15 protein-coding genes are annotated in these 18,007 nt (G+C 63.4%); all 15 read left to right on the top strand.

All coding sequences use genetic code 11. The features are described 5' to 3' along the window. Positions 1 to 158: 158 nt before the first annotated feature. The 15 genes from CZ338_RS08465 (at position 159) to wag31 (ending at position 17,800) form a co-directional block, all read left to right on the top strand. The gene (locus tag CZ338_RS08465) at positions 159 to 2,108 is read left to right on the top strand and encodes a peptidoglycan D,D-transpeptidase FtsI family protein (protein ID WP_087118210.1); all 1,950 of its coding nucleotides are present in this window, start codon (positions 159 to 161) and stop codon (positions 2,106 to 2,108) included. 90 nt (positions 2,109 to 2,198) lie between these two features. Then, positions 2,199 to 3,719, top strand: a complete 1,521-nt coding sequence (locus CZ338_RS08470) for a UDP-N-acetylmuramoyl-L-alanyl-D-glutamate--2,6-diaminopimelate ligase (protein WP_456236331.1) — start codon at positions 2,199 to 2,201, stop codon at positions 3,717 to 3,719. Then, positions 3,716 to 5,281 carry a UDP-N-acetylmuramoyl-tripeptide--D-alanyl-D-alanine ligase gene (locus CZ338_RS08475; protein WP_087117800.1) on the top strand — a complete coding sequence of 522 codons (1,566 nt, stop codon included), beginning with the start codon at positions 3,716 to 3,718 and terminating at the stop codon, positions 5,279 to 5,281. The genes CZ338_RS08470 and CZ338_RS08475 overlap by 4 nt, the downstream gene beginning before the upstream one ends. Positions 5,282 to 5,287: 6 nt before the next feature. Next, positions 5,288 to 6,400 (top strand): phospho-N-acetylmuramoyl-pentapeptide-transferase, encoded by a 1,113-nt coding sequence (gene mraY / locus CZ338_RS08480; protein ID WP_087117801.1) that lies wholly within the window; start codon positions 5,288 to 5,290, stop codon positions 6,398 to 6,400. Continuing rightward, positions 6,397 to 7,860, top strand: a complete 1,464-nt coding sequence (gene murD, locus CZ338_RS08485; protein WP_087117802.1) for a UDP-N-acetylmuramoyl-L-alanine--D-glutamate ligase — start codon at positions 6,397 to 6,399, stop codon at positions 7,858 to 7,860. The genes mraY and murD overlap by 4 nt, the downstream gene beginning before the upstream one ends. A gap of 133 nt (positions 7,861 to 7,993) precedes the next feature. Beyond that, on the top strand, positions 7,994 to 9,517 hold the full coding sequence (locus CZ338_RS08490) for an FtsW/RodA/SpoVE family cell cycle protein (protein ID WP_087117803.1): 1,524 nt from the start codon (positions 7,994 to 7,996) through the stop codon (positions 9,515 to 9,517). 20 nt (positions 9,518 to 9,537) lie between these two features. Beyond that, the gene (murG, locus tag CZ338_RS08495; RefSeq protein WP_235839513.1) at positions 9,538 to 10,608 is read left to right on the top strand and encodes an undecaprenyldiphospho-muramoylpentapeptide beta-N-acetylglucosaminyltransferase; all 1,071 of its coding nucleotides are present in this window, start codon (positions 9,538 to 9,540) and stop codon (positions 10,606 to 10,608) included. Next, positions 10,605 to 12,086 carry a UDP-N-acetylmuramate--L-alanine ligase gene (gene murC, locus CZ338_RS08500; protein WP_087117805.1) on the top strand — a complete coding sequence of 494 codons (1,482 nt, stop codon included), beginning with the start codon at positions 10,605 to 10,607 and terminating at the stop codon, positions 12,084 to 12,086. The genes murG and murC overlap by 4 nt, the downstream gene beginning before the upstream one ends. A gap of 5 nt (positions 12,087 to 12,091) precedes the next feature. Then, positions 12,092 to 12,862, top strand: a complete 771-nt coding sequence (locus CZ338_RS08505; RefSeq protein ID WP_087117806.1) for a cell division protein FtsQ/DivIB — start codon at positions 12,092 to 12,094, stop codon at positions 12,860 to 12,862. 157 nt (positions 12,863 to 13,019) lie between these two features. Next, positions 13,020 to 14,312 (top strand): cell division protein FtsZ, encoded by a 1,293-nt coding sequence (ftsZ, locus tag CZ338_RS08510; protein ID WP_087117807.1) that lies wholly within the window; start codon positions 13,020 to 13,022, stop codon positions 14,310 to 14,312. A gap of 14 nt (positions 14,313 to 14,326) precedes the next feature. Next, complete coding sequence (gene pgeF, locus CZ338_RS08515) at positions 14,327 to 15,058, top strand: peptidoglycan editing factor PgeF (RefSeq protein ID WP_235839514.1); 732 nt, start codon at positions 14,327 to 14,329, stop codon at positions 15,056 to 15,058. Next, positions 15,058 to 15,795 (top strand): YggS family pyridoxal phosphate-dependent enzyme, encoded by a 738-nt coding sequence (locus tag CZ338_RS08520; RefSeq protein ID WP_087117808.1) that lies wholly within the window; start codon positions 15,058 to 15,060, stop codon positions 15,793 to 15,795. The genes pgeF and CZ338_RS08520 overlap by 1 nt, the downstream gene beginning before the upstream one ends. A gap of 55 nt (positions 15,796 to 15,850) precedes the next feature. After that, the gene (locus CZ338_RS08525; RefSeq protein WP_087117809.1) at positions 15,851 to 16,309 is read left to right on the top strand and encodes a cell division protein SepF; all 459 of its coding nucleotides are present in this window, start codon (positions 15,851 to 15,853) and stop codon (positions 16,307 to 16,309) included. Positions 16,310 to 16,352: 43 nt separating this feature from the next. Next, positions 16,353 to 16,637: a YggT family protein gene (locus CZ338_RS08530; RefSeq protein ID WP_204211928.1), complete on the top strand. Its 285-nt coding sequence runs from the start codon at positions 16,353 to 16,355 to the stop codon at positions 16,635 to 16,637. Positions 16,638 to 16,828: 191 nt separating this feature from the next. Further along, positions 16,829 to 17,800: a DivIVA-like cell division protein Wag31 gene (wag31, locus tag CZ338_RS08535; protein ID WP_087117811.1), complete on the top strand. Its 972-nt coding sequence runs from the start codon at positions 16,829 to 16,831 to the stop codon at positions 17,798 to 17,800. Positions 17,801 to 18,007 lie beyond the last annotated feature (207 nt).

An 18,007-nucleotide genomic window follows, 5' to 3' on the forward strand; every position in this document is an offset into this window, starting at 1 on the left:
GTCATTTAAGGCCCCGGTTGGCGTGTGGCGGTCACAACCCCGCCCGGTGATCGGGGCAAGATGAAGGCAATCGTTGGGCGCTACGGCACAAGAGGAGTAGGTGAGACTGCGACGTGAGCAGGATGGATCCGCGGAAGCGGCAGGCGCAGCCGCAGGGTATGTCTGCGCAAAAAGTCATCACTGCCCGCCGCATGCGCATCCTCACAGCAGTATTCCTCGTTGTCGCTCTTGTGCTCGTGGGGCGACTGGCGTGGGTTCAGTTGAAATGGGGCCCGCAGTTGCAGACTGTGGCGGCCGAACAACGTGAACGCGAATTTGTGGACCCAGCACGGAGGGGTGCCATCGTCGACAGGGAGGGCAATTTCCTGGCGTACACGATGAAGGCGCGTTCGTTGACCGTGTCCCCAGTGACGCTGCGGCGGGAACTTGGCGAGCTCGCACGCAACGAGATGTACGAAGAAGGCGCTACCCGGGCTGAGGCAGAGGCACAGCAGGAGGCACGCGTCGAAGACATGCTGCGCCAGATGGCCAACGAGATTCCGACGATGATCAAGGCCGACGACGTCGAAGAATCCGATAAGGGCGAAAATAAAGAAAAGAATAAGGATGGCGATAAGGGGGAGAAGGACAAACTTCCTACCCCGAAGGTGAACTCGAAGGACATTCTGGAAAAACTCCACGCAGACTCTGACTACGAGGTGCTCGTCCGGAACGTCGACCCCGATGTGGCGGCACAGGTCGCGGAGAAATTCCACGGCGTGGCAGCCGACCGTCAGGACATCAGGGAGTACCCGAATGGTGCTATCGCGGAAAATATCGTCGGTCGTGTGTCGATGGACGGCCAAGGGCAGTTCGGCCTCGAAGCTTCTAGTGACTCCATTCTCACTGGTATTGACGGTCGCTCCACGGAGGACGTGTCCGCGAACGGGCAGGCGATTCCGGGGACGCTTCGCGACGTTGTCCCGGTCGTAGATGGTGCCCGAGTGGAACTCACTATCGATCTTGATCTGCAAGCCTATGTCCAGCAGCTGCTCGAGCAAGCGAAAGTCAACTCCAAGGCGAAGGACGCAGAGGCGGTAGTACTGGACGCTAAGAGCGGTGAAGTGCTGGCCATGGCGAATACCAGCACGATCGACCCCAACGGCGACTTGGAACGTCAGCTGTCGGCTGGACGCAGTTTTGAGAACCCGTCGATTTCGCACCCGTACGAGCCGGGGTCGGTGGCCAAGATCATCACCGCATCCGCTGCGATCGAGGAGGGTTTGACCACCCCGGACGAGGTGCACCAGGTGCCCGGAAATATCGAGATGGCGGGGGTGAATGTTGCCGACGCATGGCAGCACGACGTCGCACCGTACACGACCGCAGGAATCTTCGGTAAGTCCTCGAACGTGGGCACGCTCATGCTCGCACAAAAGGTGGGAGAGGAGCGTTTCGACGACTACTTGAATCGTTTCGGCATCGGCCAGTCCACCGGGATCGAGCTGCCTAATGAGTCATCTGGTCTTGTCCCAGCACGCGAGCAGTGGTCGGGAGGCACATTTGCCAACCTGCCGATCGGCCAGGGAATGTCGGTGACGACGTTGCAGTTGGCTAGTGTCTACCAAGCCCTCGCTAACGGTGGCGAACGGATCGAACCGCGAGTGGTCAAGAGTGTCACTCAGCCCTCCGGCGAGCAGCTGCCGCAGGAAGACCCCCGTCGCACACGCGTTGTCAGCGAGAAAACCGCCAAGACAGTGGTGAACATGTTCCGCGCTGCGTTCCAGGATGATCCTAACGGGGTGAACAGCGGCACGGCCCAAGGCAACAGTGTTCCCGGCTACCAGCTTTCGGGCAAGACGGGTACCGCGCAACAGGTCAACCCGGACACCGGTGCGTACTCCAACTCGGACTACTGGATCACGTTCGCCGGCATCGCGCCCGCCGATGACCCCCGGTTCGTGGTCGCAATCATGCTCGACGACCCGGAGCGTGGCCCGCTTGAAGGAGGAGGCGGTGGACAGTCTTCCGCCCCCGTCTTCACCGAGATCGCCAACTGGTTGATTAACCGTGAAAACATTCCGCAGAGTCCGGACCCGGGTGAGCCCATGGTCCTGCAGGCCCAGTAGAGAAAGCGAGGAATGGTCATGAACAACACGGACACGAATCTTGCGGCCGCCGTCGCACTGGACACTGTGGCGGACATTGCCGCAGCAAGGATGGAAAATCCCCCTGCCCAATCACTGATTGTGTCAGGCATCAGTCTCGACTCCAGTGCTGTCCGGCCTGGTGAGATATTCGCGGCGTTGCCCGGTACCCGCGCGCACGGCGCGACGTTTGCGGCGTCATCGACGGCATCCGCTGTTTTAACGGATAACGACGGCTGGGAGATTCTCACGGCGGCGGGGGAGAAACGCCCCGTCCTCGTTGTCGACGATGTTCGTGCAGTGCTGGGCCTCGTTTCCTCTGAGATCTACGGGAACCCGTCGGAAAAGCTCACCGTGATCGGCGTGACGGGCACATCGGGTAAGACCACCACGACCTACATGCTTGAAGCGGGGCTCGCCGCTACGGGATGCGCGGTGGGGCTGATCGGTACGACTGGCACACGTATCAAGGGTGAGGATGTCCCGACATCCCTGACCACCCCTGAAGCACCGAAGCTCCAGGAGCTCTTCGCGCTCATGGTTGAGCGTGGTGTCACGCACGTGGTCATGGAGGTTTCCTCCCACGCCCTTGTCTTGGGACGTGTCACGGGTACGCGGTTTGACGTAGCCGGGTTCACTAACCTCTCGCAAGATCACCTAGATTTCCATCCGACCATGGAGGACTACTTCAACGCCAAAGCGATGCTGTTTGACCGTGAGTCCCCGGTAGCAGCCACGACCAGCGTGATCTGCGTTGACGATGACTGGGGCGAGAAGATGGTGGGCCGCGTCAAGCATAGAGCAGACGAGGGAGCCGCGAACGAGACAACTGTGATCACCGTGGGCACGCGCGGCCAAGAAGATTTGGACTGCGAAGCGACGCTCAACGGGACCACCGACAGCGGGGCACAGGACATCACCGTGCGGTTGCACGGCGCAACCATCGCAACACGCCTACCGCTGCCGGGCGCTTTCAACGTGGCAAACGCGGCTTTGGCAACTGCTATCGCGGACGTGGCTGGCATCGACGCTGAAGAGTTCTTGCGCGGCTTGAGCACAGCCGCTGTACCGGGGCGCATGGAGCGCGTCGATGCCGGACAGGAATTCGTCGCGGTCGTGGATTACGCCCACAAGCCTGCCGCGGTCGCCGCGGCGTTGGACACTCTTCGGGAGCAGGTCGACGGCCGTGTCGGAATTGTTGTGGGTGCGGGTGGGGACCGTGACCAGTCCAAGCGTCCCATCATGGGAGCTGAGTCCGCGCGGAGGGCAGATTTGGTGATCATCACAGACGACAATCCGCGCAACGAGAACCCCGCGGACATTCGCGCGGCCGTGCGAAGAGGCGCCGAAGAAGCCCGCGAGACCAACAGCGGGGTGGAAATCCGTGAAAGCGATTCGCGTGCCAGTGCCATCAGGCAGTTGGTGGCATGGGCACAGCCTGGCGACGCGGTTATCGTCGTGGGTAAGGGCCATGAAGTGGGCCAGATCATCGGCGATGTCACGCACCATTTCGACGACAGGGAAGAGATGCGCGCGGCGTTGGCTGAGGCCGGTTTCGGCGGAGAGAGCACAGGTAAGGAGGACCGGGCATGATTCCGATGACGCTGGCGGACATCGCACGGGTCACAGGGGGCAGGCTCAGCGAGTCGGCTGACCCCGACGCGACAGTGACTAGCTACGTGGAGTTCGATAGCCGGAAGATCACCCCAGGCGGTCTCTTCGTGGCATTGCCGGGAAGCAACGTCGACGGGCATGATTTTGCGGAGTCAGCGATCACCCGCGGCGCTGTGGGGGCTCTCGTCGCACGCGATGTCGGAGTTCCTGCCGTCATTCTTCCACCCGTCGAACGGATCGAGGGCGATAATTCGGATCTCGCCGCAGGCGATCCAGACGGTACAGCCCGTGCTGTGGTGGCCGGGATGGCAAAACTGGCGGCGTATGTGGCGCGCACGCTCGTCGATAAGCACGGCCTGCGCATTACTGGCGTGACTGGATCTGCGGGCAAGACGTCCACGAAGGACCTCATCGCGTACGTTCTCGGTCGCGGCGGGGAGACCGTTGCGCCGCCGGGATCGTTCAACAACGAGATCGGCCTGCCGTACACCGTGTTGCGCTGCACGGAGAACACAGAATTCCTCGTAGCGGAGATGTCCGCACGCAATGTCGGGCACATCGCTCAGCTGGCCAGCATCGCCCCGCCGCACATCGGCGTGGTGCTCAATGTGGGCAGCGCGCACCTCGGCGAATTCGGTTCGCGGGAAAATATCGCCCAGGCGAAGGGCGAGCTCGTCGAAGCCTTGCCGGCAGGGGGCGTTGCCATCCTCAATGCGGACGACGGCCTCGTCGCGGGCATGGCGCCGCGCACTCAGGCACGCGTCGTGCGTTTCTCCGCGGACAACTCCGCGACAGAGCAAGGGGACGCGGCGGAGTACTACGCCACGGACATCCAGCTTGACGACGTTGCACGTGCCACCTTCACCATGCATTCCCCTGCGGGGGACCCGCAGCGGGTGGGTCTTAAAGTCTTCGGTGCCCACCAGGTGTCGAATGCGCTGGCCGCTGCTGCCGTGGGGATTGAAGCGGGATTGGATGCGGCGACGGTCGCCGATGCGTTGTCCAACGCGCACAGCGTTTCGGTCAACCGTATGGATGTGAACACACGCGCTGACGGCCTGACGGTGATCAACGACGCCTACAACGCCAATCCGGATTCGATGCGCGCAGGTATTGCCGCTCTCGGCTTCACCGCTGCGGCGCGGCCAGGGGTCCGCTCTATCGCAGTCTTAGGTGAGATGGGTGAACTCGGTTCTGATTCGGTCGAGGCACACCGTGCGCTCGGCGATGAGCTTGCTCGGTACCGCATCACGCATCTGGTAGTGGTGGGGGAGAGCGAGGAGACTCGCGCTCTCGCCGAGCGGGCGGCGGAGCGCGGCATTGACACCCGGTCCGCCGACGGAGTCGAGCGAGCCGCCGGCATCGTGGGTGAGATAGTGAGCACCGCTCCGCCAGGAGAAGAAGAGTGGCGCACCCGGACGGACCGTGACGTGGTACTCGTCAAAGCATCGAATGCCGTGGGGCTCTGGCGGGTAGCCGAGACCCTGCTCGCCGACGGGAATGCACACCCGCGCAACATCAACCAGGAAGATCCGAGGTAGCCAATCATGACCCAGATCATCATGTCGGGGGCGATCAGCTTCCTCGTCGCCATCTTCACCACACCGCTGCTCATCCGTTATTTCACCTCGGCTGGTAAGGGCCAGGAGATCCGTGAGGACGGACCCGCATCGCACATCCGCAAACGCGGCACCCCGACGATGGGCGGCATTGCTATCCTTTTGGGCATTCTCGTCGCCTACCTAGTCGTCGGTTTTTGGGGCATGGCCACAGGAAATGGTGGATTCACTGCCTCCGGTCTACTCGTGCTGGGACTCACCATGGGCCTCGGTCTGCTCGGCTTCGCCGACGACGGCTTGAAGCTCTTTTTCAACCGCAACCTCGGTCTGAACAAGACAGCTAAGTTGGTCGGGCAGCTCGCCATTGCGCTGATCTTCGGCTTCCTGCTGCTCCAATTCCCCCAGGACGGCACAGGTCTCACCCCGGGCTCAACGCACTTGAGTTTCATTCGGGACATCGAGACGTTCGACATCGCCGTCGGAGGCGCGGTGCTGGGCACGATCTTCTTCCTTATCTTCGTGTACTTCCTGATCGCCGCATGGTCGAACGCGGTGAACCTCACCGACGGCCTCGACGGTCTCGCTGGCGGCTCGACTGCGTTGGTGATGTTCGGGTACACCCTGATTACGTTCTGGCAGTTCCGGAACTCCTGCGCCCAGGCACCGGGCGCCGGCTGCTACGACGTGCGCGACCCGCTGGATCTGGCGGTGCTGTGCTCCGCCGGAATGGGCGCGTGCATCGGGTTCCTCTGGTGGAACGCTGCCCCGGCAAAGATCTTCATGGGCGACACCGGCTCGCTGGCGCTCGGCGGTCTCGTCGCAGGTGTGTCCATTGCTAGCCGCACCGAAGTACTCATGGTGGTCATTGGCGCGCTCTTCGTCATGGAGGCCGCATCGGTCGTCATCCAGGTGGCCGCATTCAAGACAACAGGAAAGCGCGTGTTCCGCATGGCCCCGTTCCACCACCACTTCGAAAACGGTGGATGGGCTGAGACCACGGTAGTCATTCGATTCTGGGTCATCTGCGCCATCGCGGTCGTTCTGGGCCTGGCCATCTTCTACACCGAATGGCTCTCCACCACCGGGGTGAGTTTGACATGACGACGACTGATTTCCCTGTGTCCGGACCGGTGCTGGTTGCCGGGGCCGGCGTTTCCGGATTGGGTGCGGCGCAACTTCTAGCCCGGACAGAGCTTGCTTTCGCCGTCGCGGACGATAACGGAGAAAAGCTCGCCCAGATCGCGGAGATCGCCGGGCCGCATTACCTCGGCGGCGTGTCCACGGCTGACGCGGAGCGCAAAATTGGTGATTACCAGACAGTGGTCACCTCCCCGGGCTGGCGGCCCGACTCGCCCTTGCTCGTTGCGGCGGCGGACGCCGGATGCGACGTGATCGGCGACGTGGAGCTGTGCTTCCGCCTCGACCGCGCCGGCGTGTTCGGGCCGCCGCGGGACTGGCTCGTGGTCACCGGCACAAACGGAAAAACCACCACGACCGGAATGCTCGCCGCCATCATGCAGGAAGCAGGGGCCTACACAGGCAAACATGCCGTCGCGTGCGGGAATATCGGTGTGGCTGTCGGGGATGCACTGACCGCCCCGGAGCGTGTCGATGTTCTAGTGGTGGAGCTCTCCAGCTTCCAGCTGCACTGGTCGGATACTCTCACCCCGGACGCCGGGGTGCTGCTCAACCTTGCTGAGGACCACATCGACTGGCATGGGTCCTTCGACGCGTACGCCAGCGCGAAGGCGAAGGTCTTCGGCAGTTCCGTCGCAGTCGCGGGTATCGACGATTCCCAGGTACACGCATATGCGGACCGGTCCGAACGCGACGGAATCATCGGATTCACGTTGAACGAGCCGCAAGCGGGGCAGGTCGGAATTATCGGCGGGACCATTGTCAGCCGCATTGGAGAAAGCGCCGACGGGGCAGCCTCCCCGGTGGAGATCACCCCGCTCGACGGCATTGAACCTGCCGGTCAAGCGGGAGTGCTCGATGCTCTTGCGGCAGCCGCAGTCGCCATCACCCAGGGTGCTTCGCCCGAACACATTCACCGCGGTCTGCACGGATACCAGGTGTCCGGGCACCGCGGGGCAGTGGTGCACACCGGCGGTGGGGTGACGTGGGTGGATAATTCGAAAGCCACCAACCCCCATGCCGCGGATTCAGCTCTGCGCGGTGCTGCGACCGGAAACGGGAGCAACCAATCCAAAGTCGTATGGGTCGCCGGGGGTCAGCTCAAAGGCGCTGAAGTGGATGAGCTCGTTGCAAAGCACGCTCACCGTTTCCGGGCAGTCGCACTGCTGGGGGTGGACAGGGAACAGATTGCGCGTGCCGTCGATAAGCATGCCCCCGGAATTCCCGTCTTCCTGACGGAGAGCACCGACCCCGAGGACGCGATGCGAGCAGCTGTTGAATTCGCCGCGCAACAGGCGCGCCAAGGTGACTCGGTGATTCTCGCCCCTGCCGCCGCGAGCCTGGATATGTATTCCGGAATGGCTGAGCGGGGAAATATCTTCGCCTCGTCCGCGCGCGCCCTCGACGGAAACCTCGACGCGTAAGGCAATGTGAAACACAATGACCACATCAGCACCACGCCAACCACGGCCACCACAGCCCCGTACGCCGCACGTGAAACAAGCGTCGCGGCCCGCTCAACCGCGCCAGCGGAACGCGGGCCAATACTCGTCCGGCATGGCGCGGGCATTGTCACGCATGAACGCGTGGATGGATTCCCGCCCGTTGCTGGATTACACGATGGTGCGCACGATCGTTCTCGTGCTCGCGGGTCTCGGCGTGGTGATGGTGACCAGCTCCTCGATGACATGGTCCGCTTTGAACGACTCCTCCGTGTGGGCGCAGCCCCTCAAGCAGGTCATTGTCGTGTCCATGGGCCTGTTCATGTTCTGGCTCGCGCTGCAGATTCCGCCGGAAAGGATTAGGAAGATCGCCTGGATCCTGATGGGCATTTCGATCGTTCTGCTCATCGCGGTGCTCATTCCCGGTATCGGTACCGGGCGCGCGGAGGTCGGCTCTCAGTCCTGGATCTACATCGGAGGTTTCCAGCTGCAGCCGTCCGAGGTGGCCAGGGTGGCCATCTGCGTGTGGGGTGCCTCGATCCTGGCTAATAAGGATCCGCGCCGTATGTTCGACATGACCAACGGTTTCGTCCCGTTCGCTGTCGTGGCTGTCGCTTGTGTGGTTCTCATCGCGGCGCAGGGCGATCTCGGCATGGCTGTGTCCTTGTGCATCGCCGTCGCATTCATCCTTGTGTTCGCGGGCATTTCCTGGAAATTCATCGGGGTTGTCGCTGCCTTCGGCGCCCTTCTTTTCGCTGGTGTCATGGCAGCTGGAGGATTCCGTTCCCAGCGTTTCCATGTTTATTTCGACGCGCTCTTCGGGCATTTCGAAGACACCCGTGGCGTGGCGTTCCAGTCCTACCAGGGCTTCCTCTCCCTGGCGGATGGCTCGATCTTCGGTGTGGGCCTGGGGCAATCCCGTGCGAAATGGTTCTACTTGCCGGAAGCGAAGAACGACTTCATCTTCGCCGTCATCGGTGAGGAGCTTGGACTATGGGGCGGAGCATTGGTGATCATTTTGTTCACCATGCTGCTCTTCTTCGGTCTGCGGACCGCACGCCTTGCCGCTAACCAGTACCAGGCGCTGCTCGCGGCCTCGATCACCACCGGAATCGTCTCCCAGGCGTTCATCAACATCGGCTACGTCATTGGCCTCCTGCCGGTGACGGGTATCCAGCTTCCCATGATCTCTGCCGGCGGCACATCCGCCGTGATCACTCTTGGCGCGATGGGCTTGGTCGCCTCCGTTGCGCGGCACGAGCCGGGGGCAGTGTCGTCGATGCAGAATTACGGTCGCCCGTTGTTCGACCGCCTCTTCTTCTTGCGGGAGCCCAGTTCCTCCGAACCTCGACAGCGTACGGCACGCCCCGCGAAGAAAGAACAAGCGAACCGTTACGGCGTTCCCGTCACCGCGCGGCGTAGCCCGGTGCCGGAGAACCGGCGCCAAGAGCCGGTGCCGGCGACTTTCGCACGGGGGCGCGCCGATGCACGTTCTGGGCGCGCAGATTCCCGCGGCGGTGCGCGCCCCGGCTCCCGCACCGGAGAACGCTCTGCTCAGCGAACGCGTTACGATAACCAAGGCGCGCACCGGGATCACCGGAACCACCGGAGCAACAGCGAAACCCGCCGCGCCGGATAGAAAAGGCGGTTGATTCACCCGTGACAGCACGACACATCGTGGTGGCCGGCGGCGGCACTGCCGGCCACATCGAACCAGCATTGGCGGTGGCCGAGGTCCTGCGCGACACGTACGGCGCGGAGGTCACTGCTCTGGGCACCGAGAAGGGCTTGGAAACGACGATCGTTCCTGCCCGTGGCTTTCCGCTCGAGCTAATTCAGCCGGTCCCCATCCCACGCAAGAAGCCTCTAAAGCTGCTCGGCGTGCCGGCGAAGCTGGTGCGCTCCGTCTCCCAGACCCGCGCAGCACTGAAGAAGGCGCAGGCGGACGCAGTCTTCGGTACAGGCGGCTACGTCTCAGCGTCGGCCTATCTGGCGGCGAAGTCCATGCGCATCCCGTTCTACGTTCTTGAGACCAATGCCTTAGCCGGAATGGCCAACAAGCTCGGCGTGAAACTGGGCGGCACAGGTTTCAACGCAGTGCCCAGCTCCGGCATGCCCGGCGAGGTGCTCGGTGTTCCTGTGCGACCCGGAGTGGGAGTGGACGCAGACGGCGTGAAAGCCGAGCGCGGGTACAAAATGTGGAACCTCGACCCGCAACGTCCGACCGTTCTGGTCACCGGCGGTTCCCAGGGGGCCCGAAGCATCAACACCGCGCTTGCGGGGGCTGTCGGTCGCCTCACCGCCGCCGGCTACCAGGTCCTGCACGCCTACGGCCGCAAGAACGACGCGCCGGAGCCGCACGAGCACTACACCGCTGTGCCGTACATCGAGGACATGGAAGCTGCGTACGCGGTCGCAGATGTAGTGATTTGCCGGTCTGGCGCGATGACGGTAGCGGAGAATTCCGCGGCCGGCGTGCCCGCAATCTACATTCCGCTGCCCCACGGCAACGGCGAGCAGGGCTTGAACTCCGCGCACCTCGTCGAGGCGGGTGCGGCGTTGCGTATCGACGATGCCGCGCTGACCCCCGACGCCCTTGTCGACGCCGTTACGGGCATTCTCCAGCCCGGCGGCACAGCTGAGGCCATGCGCTCTGCGCTGGCCGGTTCGGGGGCAGGCAACGCCGTGGAGGAAATCGCTCGGCGCATCATCGGCGAAAGGACATCATGACTTCTCCCATCGATCTCTCCCGCGTCCACCTGATTGGTATCGGCGGCTCGGGCATGTCCGGGGTCGCCCGCATTCTGCTGGACCGCGGTGCTGTGGTCACCGGTTCCGATCTGAAGGATTCTCGTCCTGTGCGGGCCCTGCGCGCCCAGGGTGCGAACATCGCTGTGGGCCACGCCGCCGAGAACCTCGACCTCGCGGGTGAGCCGCCGACAGTCGTGGTGACCAGCTTCGCCGCTATCCCCAAGGACAACCCAGAGCTCGTGTCCGCCGCTGAGCGGGGCATTCCCGTCATCCGCCGGTCGGACCTGTTGGGCGAGCTCATGGAGGGCTACACGCAGGTGCTTTTCGCCGGCACCCACGGCAAGACGTCGACGACATCGATGTCCGTCGTCGCACTCCAAGCGGCGGGGGAGGACCCGTCGTTCGCGGTGGGCGGCCAGCTCAACCGCGCGGGCACTAATGCCCACCACGGCAGCGGGCACATCTTCGTCGCGGAGGCCGACGAGTCGGATGGGTCGTTGCTGCGCTACAAGCCGACGGTCGCCGTGATCACGAATATCGAGCCGGACCACCTGGATTATTTCGGTAGCGAGGAGAGCTATTACCAGGTCTTCGACGAGTTCGCGGACCGCGTCGCGGCTGGTGGCACGCTCGTCGTGTGCCTCGACGACGACGCGTCCGTGCGCTGCGGCGTCCGCGCGGCCGAGCGCGGCATCACAGTGCTCGGTTACGGCACGGCGGAAGCGGCCGCGCGCCACCCGGAGATCACCGCCGGCGCGGTTGTGACCGACGAGGTGGTCGAAGGCCACGTCACCGAAGTCGCAGTGGAGCTGAACAGTGCGGCGCAGGGGGGTATCGACGGGGCGGTCGCCTACCACCTCGCGGTCCCGGGCCGACACATGGTTCTCAATTCCGCCGCGGCGCTGTTGGCCTGCGCTGTCGCAGGTGCTGACGCGCGCAAGCTGGCCGAGGGGCTGAGCAGCTTCACGGGGGTGCGCCGCCGCTTCGAACTTCGTGGCGAGATCACTGCCGGGCCGAAGGCTGGTACGCGGGTCTACGACGATTACGCCCATCACCCGACCGAGGTCGAGGCAGTTCTCTCCGCGGCACGCGGGAAGGTCGAATCCGAAGGCAATGGAGCTCGCGTTGTCGTGTGCTTCCAACCGCACCTCTACTCGCGCACGCAAGCATTCTCGAAGGAATTCGCGGACGCGCTTTCGCTTGCCGACGCCGCCGTGGTCCTCGACATCTTCGGCGCCCGTGAAGCCCCTGTGGAAGGCGTGGACTCACGCATCATCACCGAGCACATCGCGGAGTCGACCGAAACTGTCTACCAGCCGGACTATTCCCGCGCGCCGGCCACTGTTGCGGGATTGACGCAACCTGGAGATGTGGTGATCACCATGGGTGCCGGCACTGTGACTATGCTGGCTGATCCGATTCTTGAGGCATTGGCTACGGCCGAGGAAGAGAACTAGCCGTCATGTCCACTGCTGTGTCGTCCGCCGGCCGCCCAGGAAGCCGGAACAAGAACCGTCGTGATCGGAGACGCGCCCAGACGCGTTCAGGGAAGAAAGACTCTGGCCGTCGCGGCATTCCGTGGCGCCGCATTCTCGGGATCGGTGCTATTGGCCTGGTTCTGTTGGCGATCGTGTGGGCTGTGGTCTATTTCACTCCGCTGTTCGCGGTGAAAAATGTCGAGGTTGAGGGGAATCAGCAGCTGGATGAGGAGACGGTTGTCGCCGCTGCCGGTGTCGCAGAGGGCACTCCGTTAGCGCGGGTGAATATGCGGGAGACTGCATCTAACGTGGTCTCCTTGCCGTGGGCGAAGACTGCGACGGCATCGAGGAAGTGGCCGTCAACCGTTCTGGTCGAGGTGCAGGAAAATAAGGCAGTCGCGTTCGTCGGGAGCTCAGACGGTGCTCACCTCATTGACCCCGAGGGCCAAGAATTCGCGGTGGATACCCCGCCCGAGAATGCTGTGGAGCTCACGGGAACGGCAGGATCGGACGATGCCGCTCGAAAGGGTGCAGTCGACATCGCCGCGTCTCTCAGCGACGCTGGGCGGGGAGCTGTGGCGTCGATAGAAGCGAAGTCGAAATATGAGTTCGTGCTCAATCTCAAGGATGACAGGACTGTCGTGTGGGGAGCGAGCGAGGACAACGCGAATAAAGCCCTCGCCCTCGATACTGTCGTGCAGCGCGAAGGCCAGGAATTCAACGTGACCAATCCGCGGCAAGTCACCGTGAAGTAATTGTTCTCTCCTGAAATCCCCAGGTCACGAACCCTAAAGTTGAGGTTGAGGGTACCGACACGCCGGAAATATTCGCCGAAATGCCGCCGCAGTTGGTCATGATGGGAGGCGTCTTTGAATCACACGTCCCCGTTATCTGAAAGGCGAGCACACACCCATGACCTCACCTAGCAACTACCTCGCCATGATCCGCGTTGTCGGTGTCGGCGGCGGCGGTGTCAACGCAGTGAACCGCATGATCGAAGAGGGCCTGAAGGGTGTCGAGTTCGTCGCCATCAACACGGACTCCCAGGCGCTCCTGTTCACCGACGCTGACACCAAGCTCGACATCGGCCGCGAGGCAACGCGCGGTCTCGGTGCTGGTGCGAACCCGGAGGTCGGCCGCACCTCCGCAGAGGACCACAAGCAGGAGATCGAGGAGTCCCTCAAGGGCTCCGACATGGTCTTTGTCACCGCTGGCGAGGGCGGCGGCACGGGTACGGGCGCGGCGCCGGTCGTCGCCGGCATCGCCAAGAAGATGGGCGCTCTTACCATCGGCGTGGTCACCCGCCCGTTCTCCTTCGAGGGCAAGCGCCGCACCCGCCAGGCGCTCGAGGGCATCGACGCGTTGAAGGAAGTCTGCGACACCGTCATCGTCATCCCGAACGACCGTCTGCTTCAGCTGGGCGACGCCGAGCTGTCCATGATGGAAGCCTTCCGCGCGGCGGATGAAGTGCTCTACAACGGTGTCCAGGGCATCACCAACCTGATCACCATCCCGGGCATGATCAATGTCGACTTCGCGGACGTCCGTTCCGTCATGGCAGACGCCGGCTCAGCACTCATGGGCGTGGGCTCCGCCCGCGGCGAGAACCGTGTCATGGCCGCCACAGAACAGGCCATCAACTCGCCGCTGCTGGAGACCACGATGGAAGGTGCGAAGGGCGTGCTCATCTCCGTCGCCGGTGGATCGGACCTGGGCCTCATGGAAGTCAACAACGCTGCTTCCATCGTCGAAGAGAAGGCCGACGAAGACGCCAACATCATCTTCGGCACGATTATTGACGACAACCTGGGTGACGAGGTCCGCGTGACCATCATCGCCACCGGTTTCGACGAGAAGGCCAACGCCCGTCCGCAGGCCCCCGGCCAGGAGCAGGCTGCAGACCAGTCCGGCGCCGCAGGCTCCAGCCAGCCGGTGGAGCCCCAGCAGGTGAAGGTTGAGCCTGCAGCCGCCGGTGAGACTCCGACCCCGGCACCGTCCTCCAGCTCCCTCTTCGAGCCGGCTGGGCGCGAGGAAGCCCAGGACGAGGAATACACGCCGCGCCACCGCTACGACGATTCTCGCGGCGGCCTGTTCACCAACCAGGACCGCGACCACGACCGCGAGCGCGAGTACCGCCCGTCCCGCCGCTACGAGGAGCCGCGCGGCGGCGACGATGACCTCGATGTGCCGGACTTCCTCCGGTAGTAGCCTTGGGTGTCATGATTGACACCACCGGCCGCCCCGTCCGCATGCTGTTCACCAGCCGTGCGGGCGGGGTTTCTGCATCCCCGTACGATTCGTTCAACCTCGGCGACCATGTCGGCGACGCTCCGGATTCGGTCGCGGCTAACCGGAAGCGCCTCGCAGATGTCGCTGGTCTTGATCCCGATCGATTCGTGTGGATGGAGCAGCTTCACACCAACACGGTCACGGTGGTCGACGGCCCGCAGAATGGTCCGGTCGAGGCGACTGACGCGCTCGTGACCACAAGCAAGCGGCTCGCTCTGTGCGTGCTCGTTGCCGATTGCGTACCAGTGCTGCTGGCGGACCACAATGCGGGGGTCGTCGCGGCCGCGCACGCCGGCCGTCTCGGCGCCCGCAACGGCATTGTTTCCCGAACTGTGGAGACAATGCGCGAGCTGGGGGCTGAACCCGCTAATATCCAAGCGCTGCTGGGTCCGGCAGCGGCGGGAGAGTCCTACGAAGTGCCCCAAGAGATGGCCGACGATGTGGAAACGCACCTGCCAGGCTCGCGCATGCGCACCAAGAAGGGCACACCTGGACTGGATATCCGTGCAGGTCTGGTCCGCCAGTTGCTCAGTCTTGGGGTCACTCACATCGACGCTGATCCGCGCGATACCGTGACCGACGAGTCGTTCTTCTCCTACCGCCGGGAGAAGACCACGGGACGTCAAGCAGGTGTGGTGTGGTTGACGGGAGAGGGCAATTGATGGAGATTTCAGAGGAACGTCGCAAAGAAATCGCGGAGAAGCTCGACGAGCTCCGTGCTGCCGTTGCTTCGGCTGAAGAACACGCCGGCCGTGAGCCGGGCAGCGTGGACATTCTGCCCGTGACGAAGTTTCACCCCGTTTCGGACGTGGCTATTCTCGCTGAGCTGGGTGTCGGCCTTGTCGGCGAGAACCGTGAGCAGGAAGCACGCGCGAAGTCGGAGGAGCTCGCAGAAGCGGGTGTGAACGTAGCGTTCGCCATGATCGGTCAGATCCAGTCGAAGAAGGCCAATGCCGTTGCGCGCTGGGCGAGCGAAGTTCACTCAGTCGACTCGGTGAAGCTCGCGGAAGGGCTGAACCGCGGAATGGCGCTTGCTCTGGAGCGCGGCGACCGCTCCACAGACACTTTGCCGTGCCTGATCCAGCTCTCCTTCGACGACGACGCATCCCGCGGTGGAGTGCCGCACGACGATGGGGAGCTCGTGAGAGACGTCGTTGCCGCAGTCGAAAAAGCGGAGCATCTGCTTTTCGACGGCTTCATGGTCGTCCCGCCCCGGGGCGTGGATGCGGGGGAGGTGTTCGCGGCGTCGAAAAGCATCCGCGATTCCTACGCGGAAGAGCTCGGCCGGGACCTGCGTCTCTCGGCGGGAATGTCGGGCGATTTCGAGGAAGCAATTGCGCACGGATCCACCGTCGTGCGTGTCGGAACCGGGCTGTTAGGAACACGGCCCGTAGGCTGACGAACAACGCTAGACCGACTGCCTAAAACCGCCCGCGAACAGGAGACTTACGCGCATGTCCTTCTCGAACAGCCTCAAGGAATTCTTCGGCCTCGGCCAGTACGACCCGGCCGTCGACCCGTACTACGACGACCCCGCCTACGAAGAAGCCGGCTCGACCGCGTACTCCCGTTCCAGCGCCGCGGCTGAGCCGCGCACCCGCGACCGCGACTACGGCTATGAGGCGCGCGACTACTCCGCAGCCATCATCAGCGTCCGTCCGCGCAACTACAACGACGCCAAGGAGATCGGCGAACCGTTCCGCGACGGCGATGCAGTGGTTATGGACCTGTCCAACGTGGACAAGCCAACCGCAATGCGCCTGATCGACTTCGCCGCAGGCCTCTGCTTCGCCGCGCGCGGCAAGATGCACAAGCTCTCCCGCACGGGCGACGAGCACCTCGTCTTCGCCATCGTTCCGGAGAACGCCCGCACCACCGTCAGCGAGCTCGAGCGCGCCGCGCACCTCCGTTAATTCAGTTGGCGCACGCGCCTAGGTAGGGTGGGGTCCCGTGAATATGCTCGGTGCCGTTCTCTATTCCCTTGTCGGTCTGTACACGCTCTTCGTGATCATCAGGCTGATCATCGAGATGATCCAGTCTTTTTCGAAGCACTTCGCCCCGCCACGTTGGTTCATGGTGGTTGGAGAGTTCTTCTTTGTGGTCACGGATCCGCCGATCAAGTTTCTCCGCCGCTTCATCCCACCGCTGCCTCTTGGCGCGGTCGCGCTGGATGTCAGCGTGATCGTGTTGTTTCTCGTTCTCGCTGTTCTGCAAACGGTCATCCGAAGCGTGATGCTGTAGCGGTGCAGAACTTTGAACTGCGGCGAATTTTCTAGGCGGCCCCGCATTTTGATTGGCAAAACGGGCCCGTTGAAACTCACCCTCGGGTAAACGTTGAGGGTATAACTACTGTCAGCTAGGCTTTATGCCTAGACCGTGCCACTGGCCTCTAAGGGGCTGGCAAAAAACGTCATTACTTGAAGGGAACGCAAATGCCGCTGACACCAGCTGACGTGCACAATGTCGCTTTCAGCAAGCCGCCGATTGGCAAGCGTGGCTACAACGAAGACGAGGTCGACCAGTTCCTCGACCTCGTTGAAGACACTCTCGCCCAGCTGCAGGATGAGAACGACGATCTCCGTGCCCGCGTGGAGGAGCTCGGCTCTGGCGCGAGTGCACCGGCTGCAGCGGCACCGGCGGGCCAGCCTGCCAACCAGGTGGACGAGCGGGCTATCCGCCAGGACATCGAGACGAAGCTACGCAAGGAATACGAGGCTCGCTTGAGCGATGCTGAGAACGAGGCAAAGGCTGCCCGTTCCCGCGCTGAGGCTGCGGACGCCGAGATCCGCTCCGCCCGCGAAGAAGCCGCCCAGGCACGCAAGCAGGCAGAGGCACTCAAGAACGAGGCATCCCAGGCGCAGGCTCAGGGCATTTCCCGCCCGGTCGCCCAGCAGCAGCCGCAGTCGACCGGTGACGCACACGTCCAGGCCGCACGTGTTCTGGAGCTGGCGCAGGAGACCGCGGACCGTCTCACCCGCGAGGCGGCGGAAGAGTCCCAGCGCGTGACCGAAGAGGCACGTTCCAAGGCCACCACGCAGGTGTCCGACGCGGAGAAGAAGGCCGCCGAGACCACCCAGGCCGCCGAGCAGCGCGCTAACCAGCTCGTCGGTGAAGCAGAGCGCAAGGCCGAAGAGACCACCAACGACGCCAACTCCCGCGCCGAGGCCCAGATCCGCCAGGCGGAGGAGCAGGCAGCCAAGCTGAAGGCTGATGCAGAGCGCAAGCACACCGAGATCATGAACACGGTCAAGCAGCAGCAGACCGCTCTCGAGTCCCGCATCGCTGAGCTCCGCACCTTCGAACGCGAGTACCGCACCCGCCTGAAGACCCTGCTGGAGTCCCAGCTCGAGGAGCTGGAGACCCGTGGCTCTTCCGCTCCGAGCGGCGACGTGAACAACAAGTAAGCGCTTCAGCACCGCGCTCAACCGATGAGATCCGCCCCCTGTGGGGCGGGTCTTTTTGTTTGGGGCTACACTTAGGCCTTGTCACAACCAGACACGCGTTGATCCGGCCATCACCGGGGAGCGTTTCCGGAAGAACAGCCGCTTCCAGCCTGTGCGCTCCGCGCGGCCCAGTAGAACCGGACGTGCCTAGGGATACGTCAATCCTTC

The organism is Corynebacterium urinipleomorphum, assembly GCF_900155535.1.
Classification (GTDB): domain Bacteria; phylum Actinomycetota; class Actinomycetes; order Mycobacteriales; family Mycobacteriaceae; genus Corynebacterium; species Corynebacterium urinipleomorphum.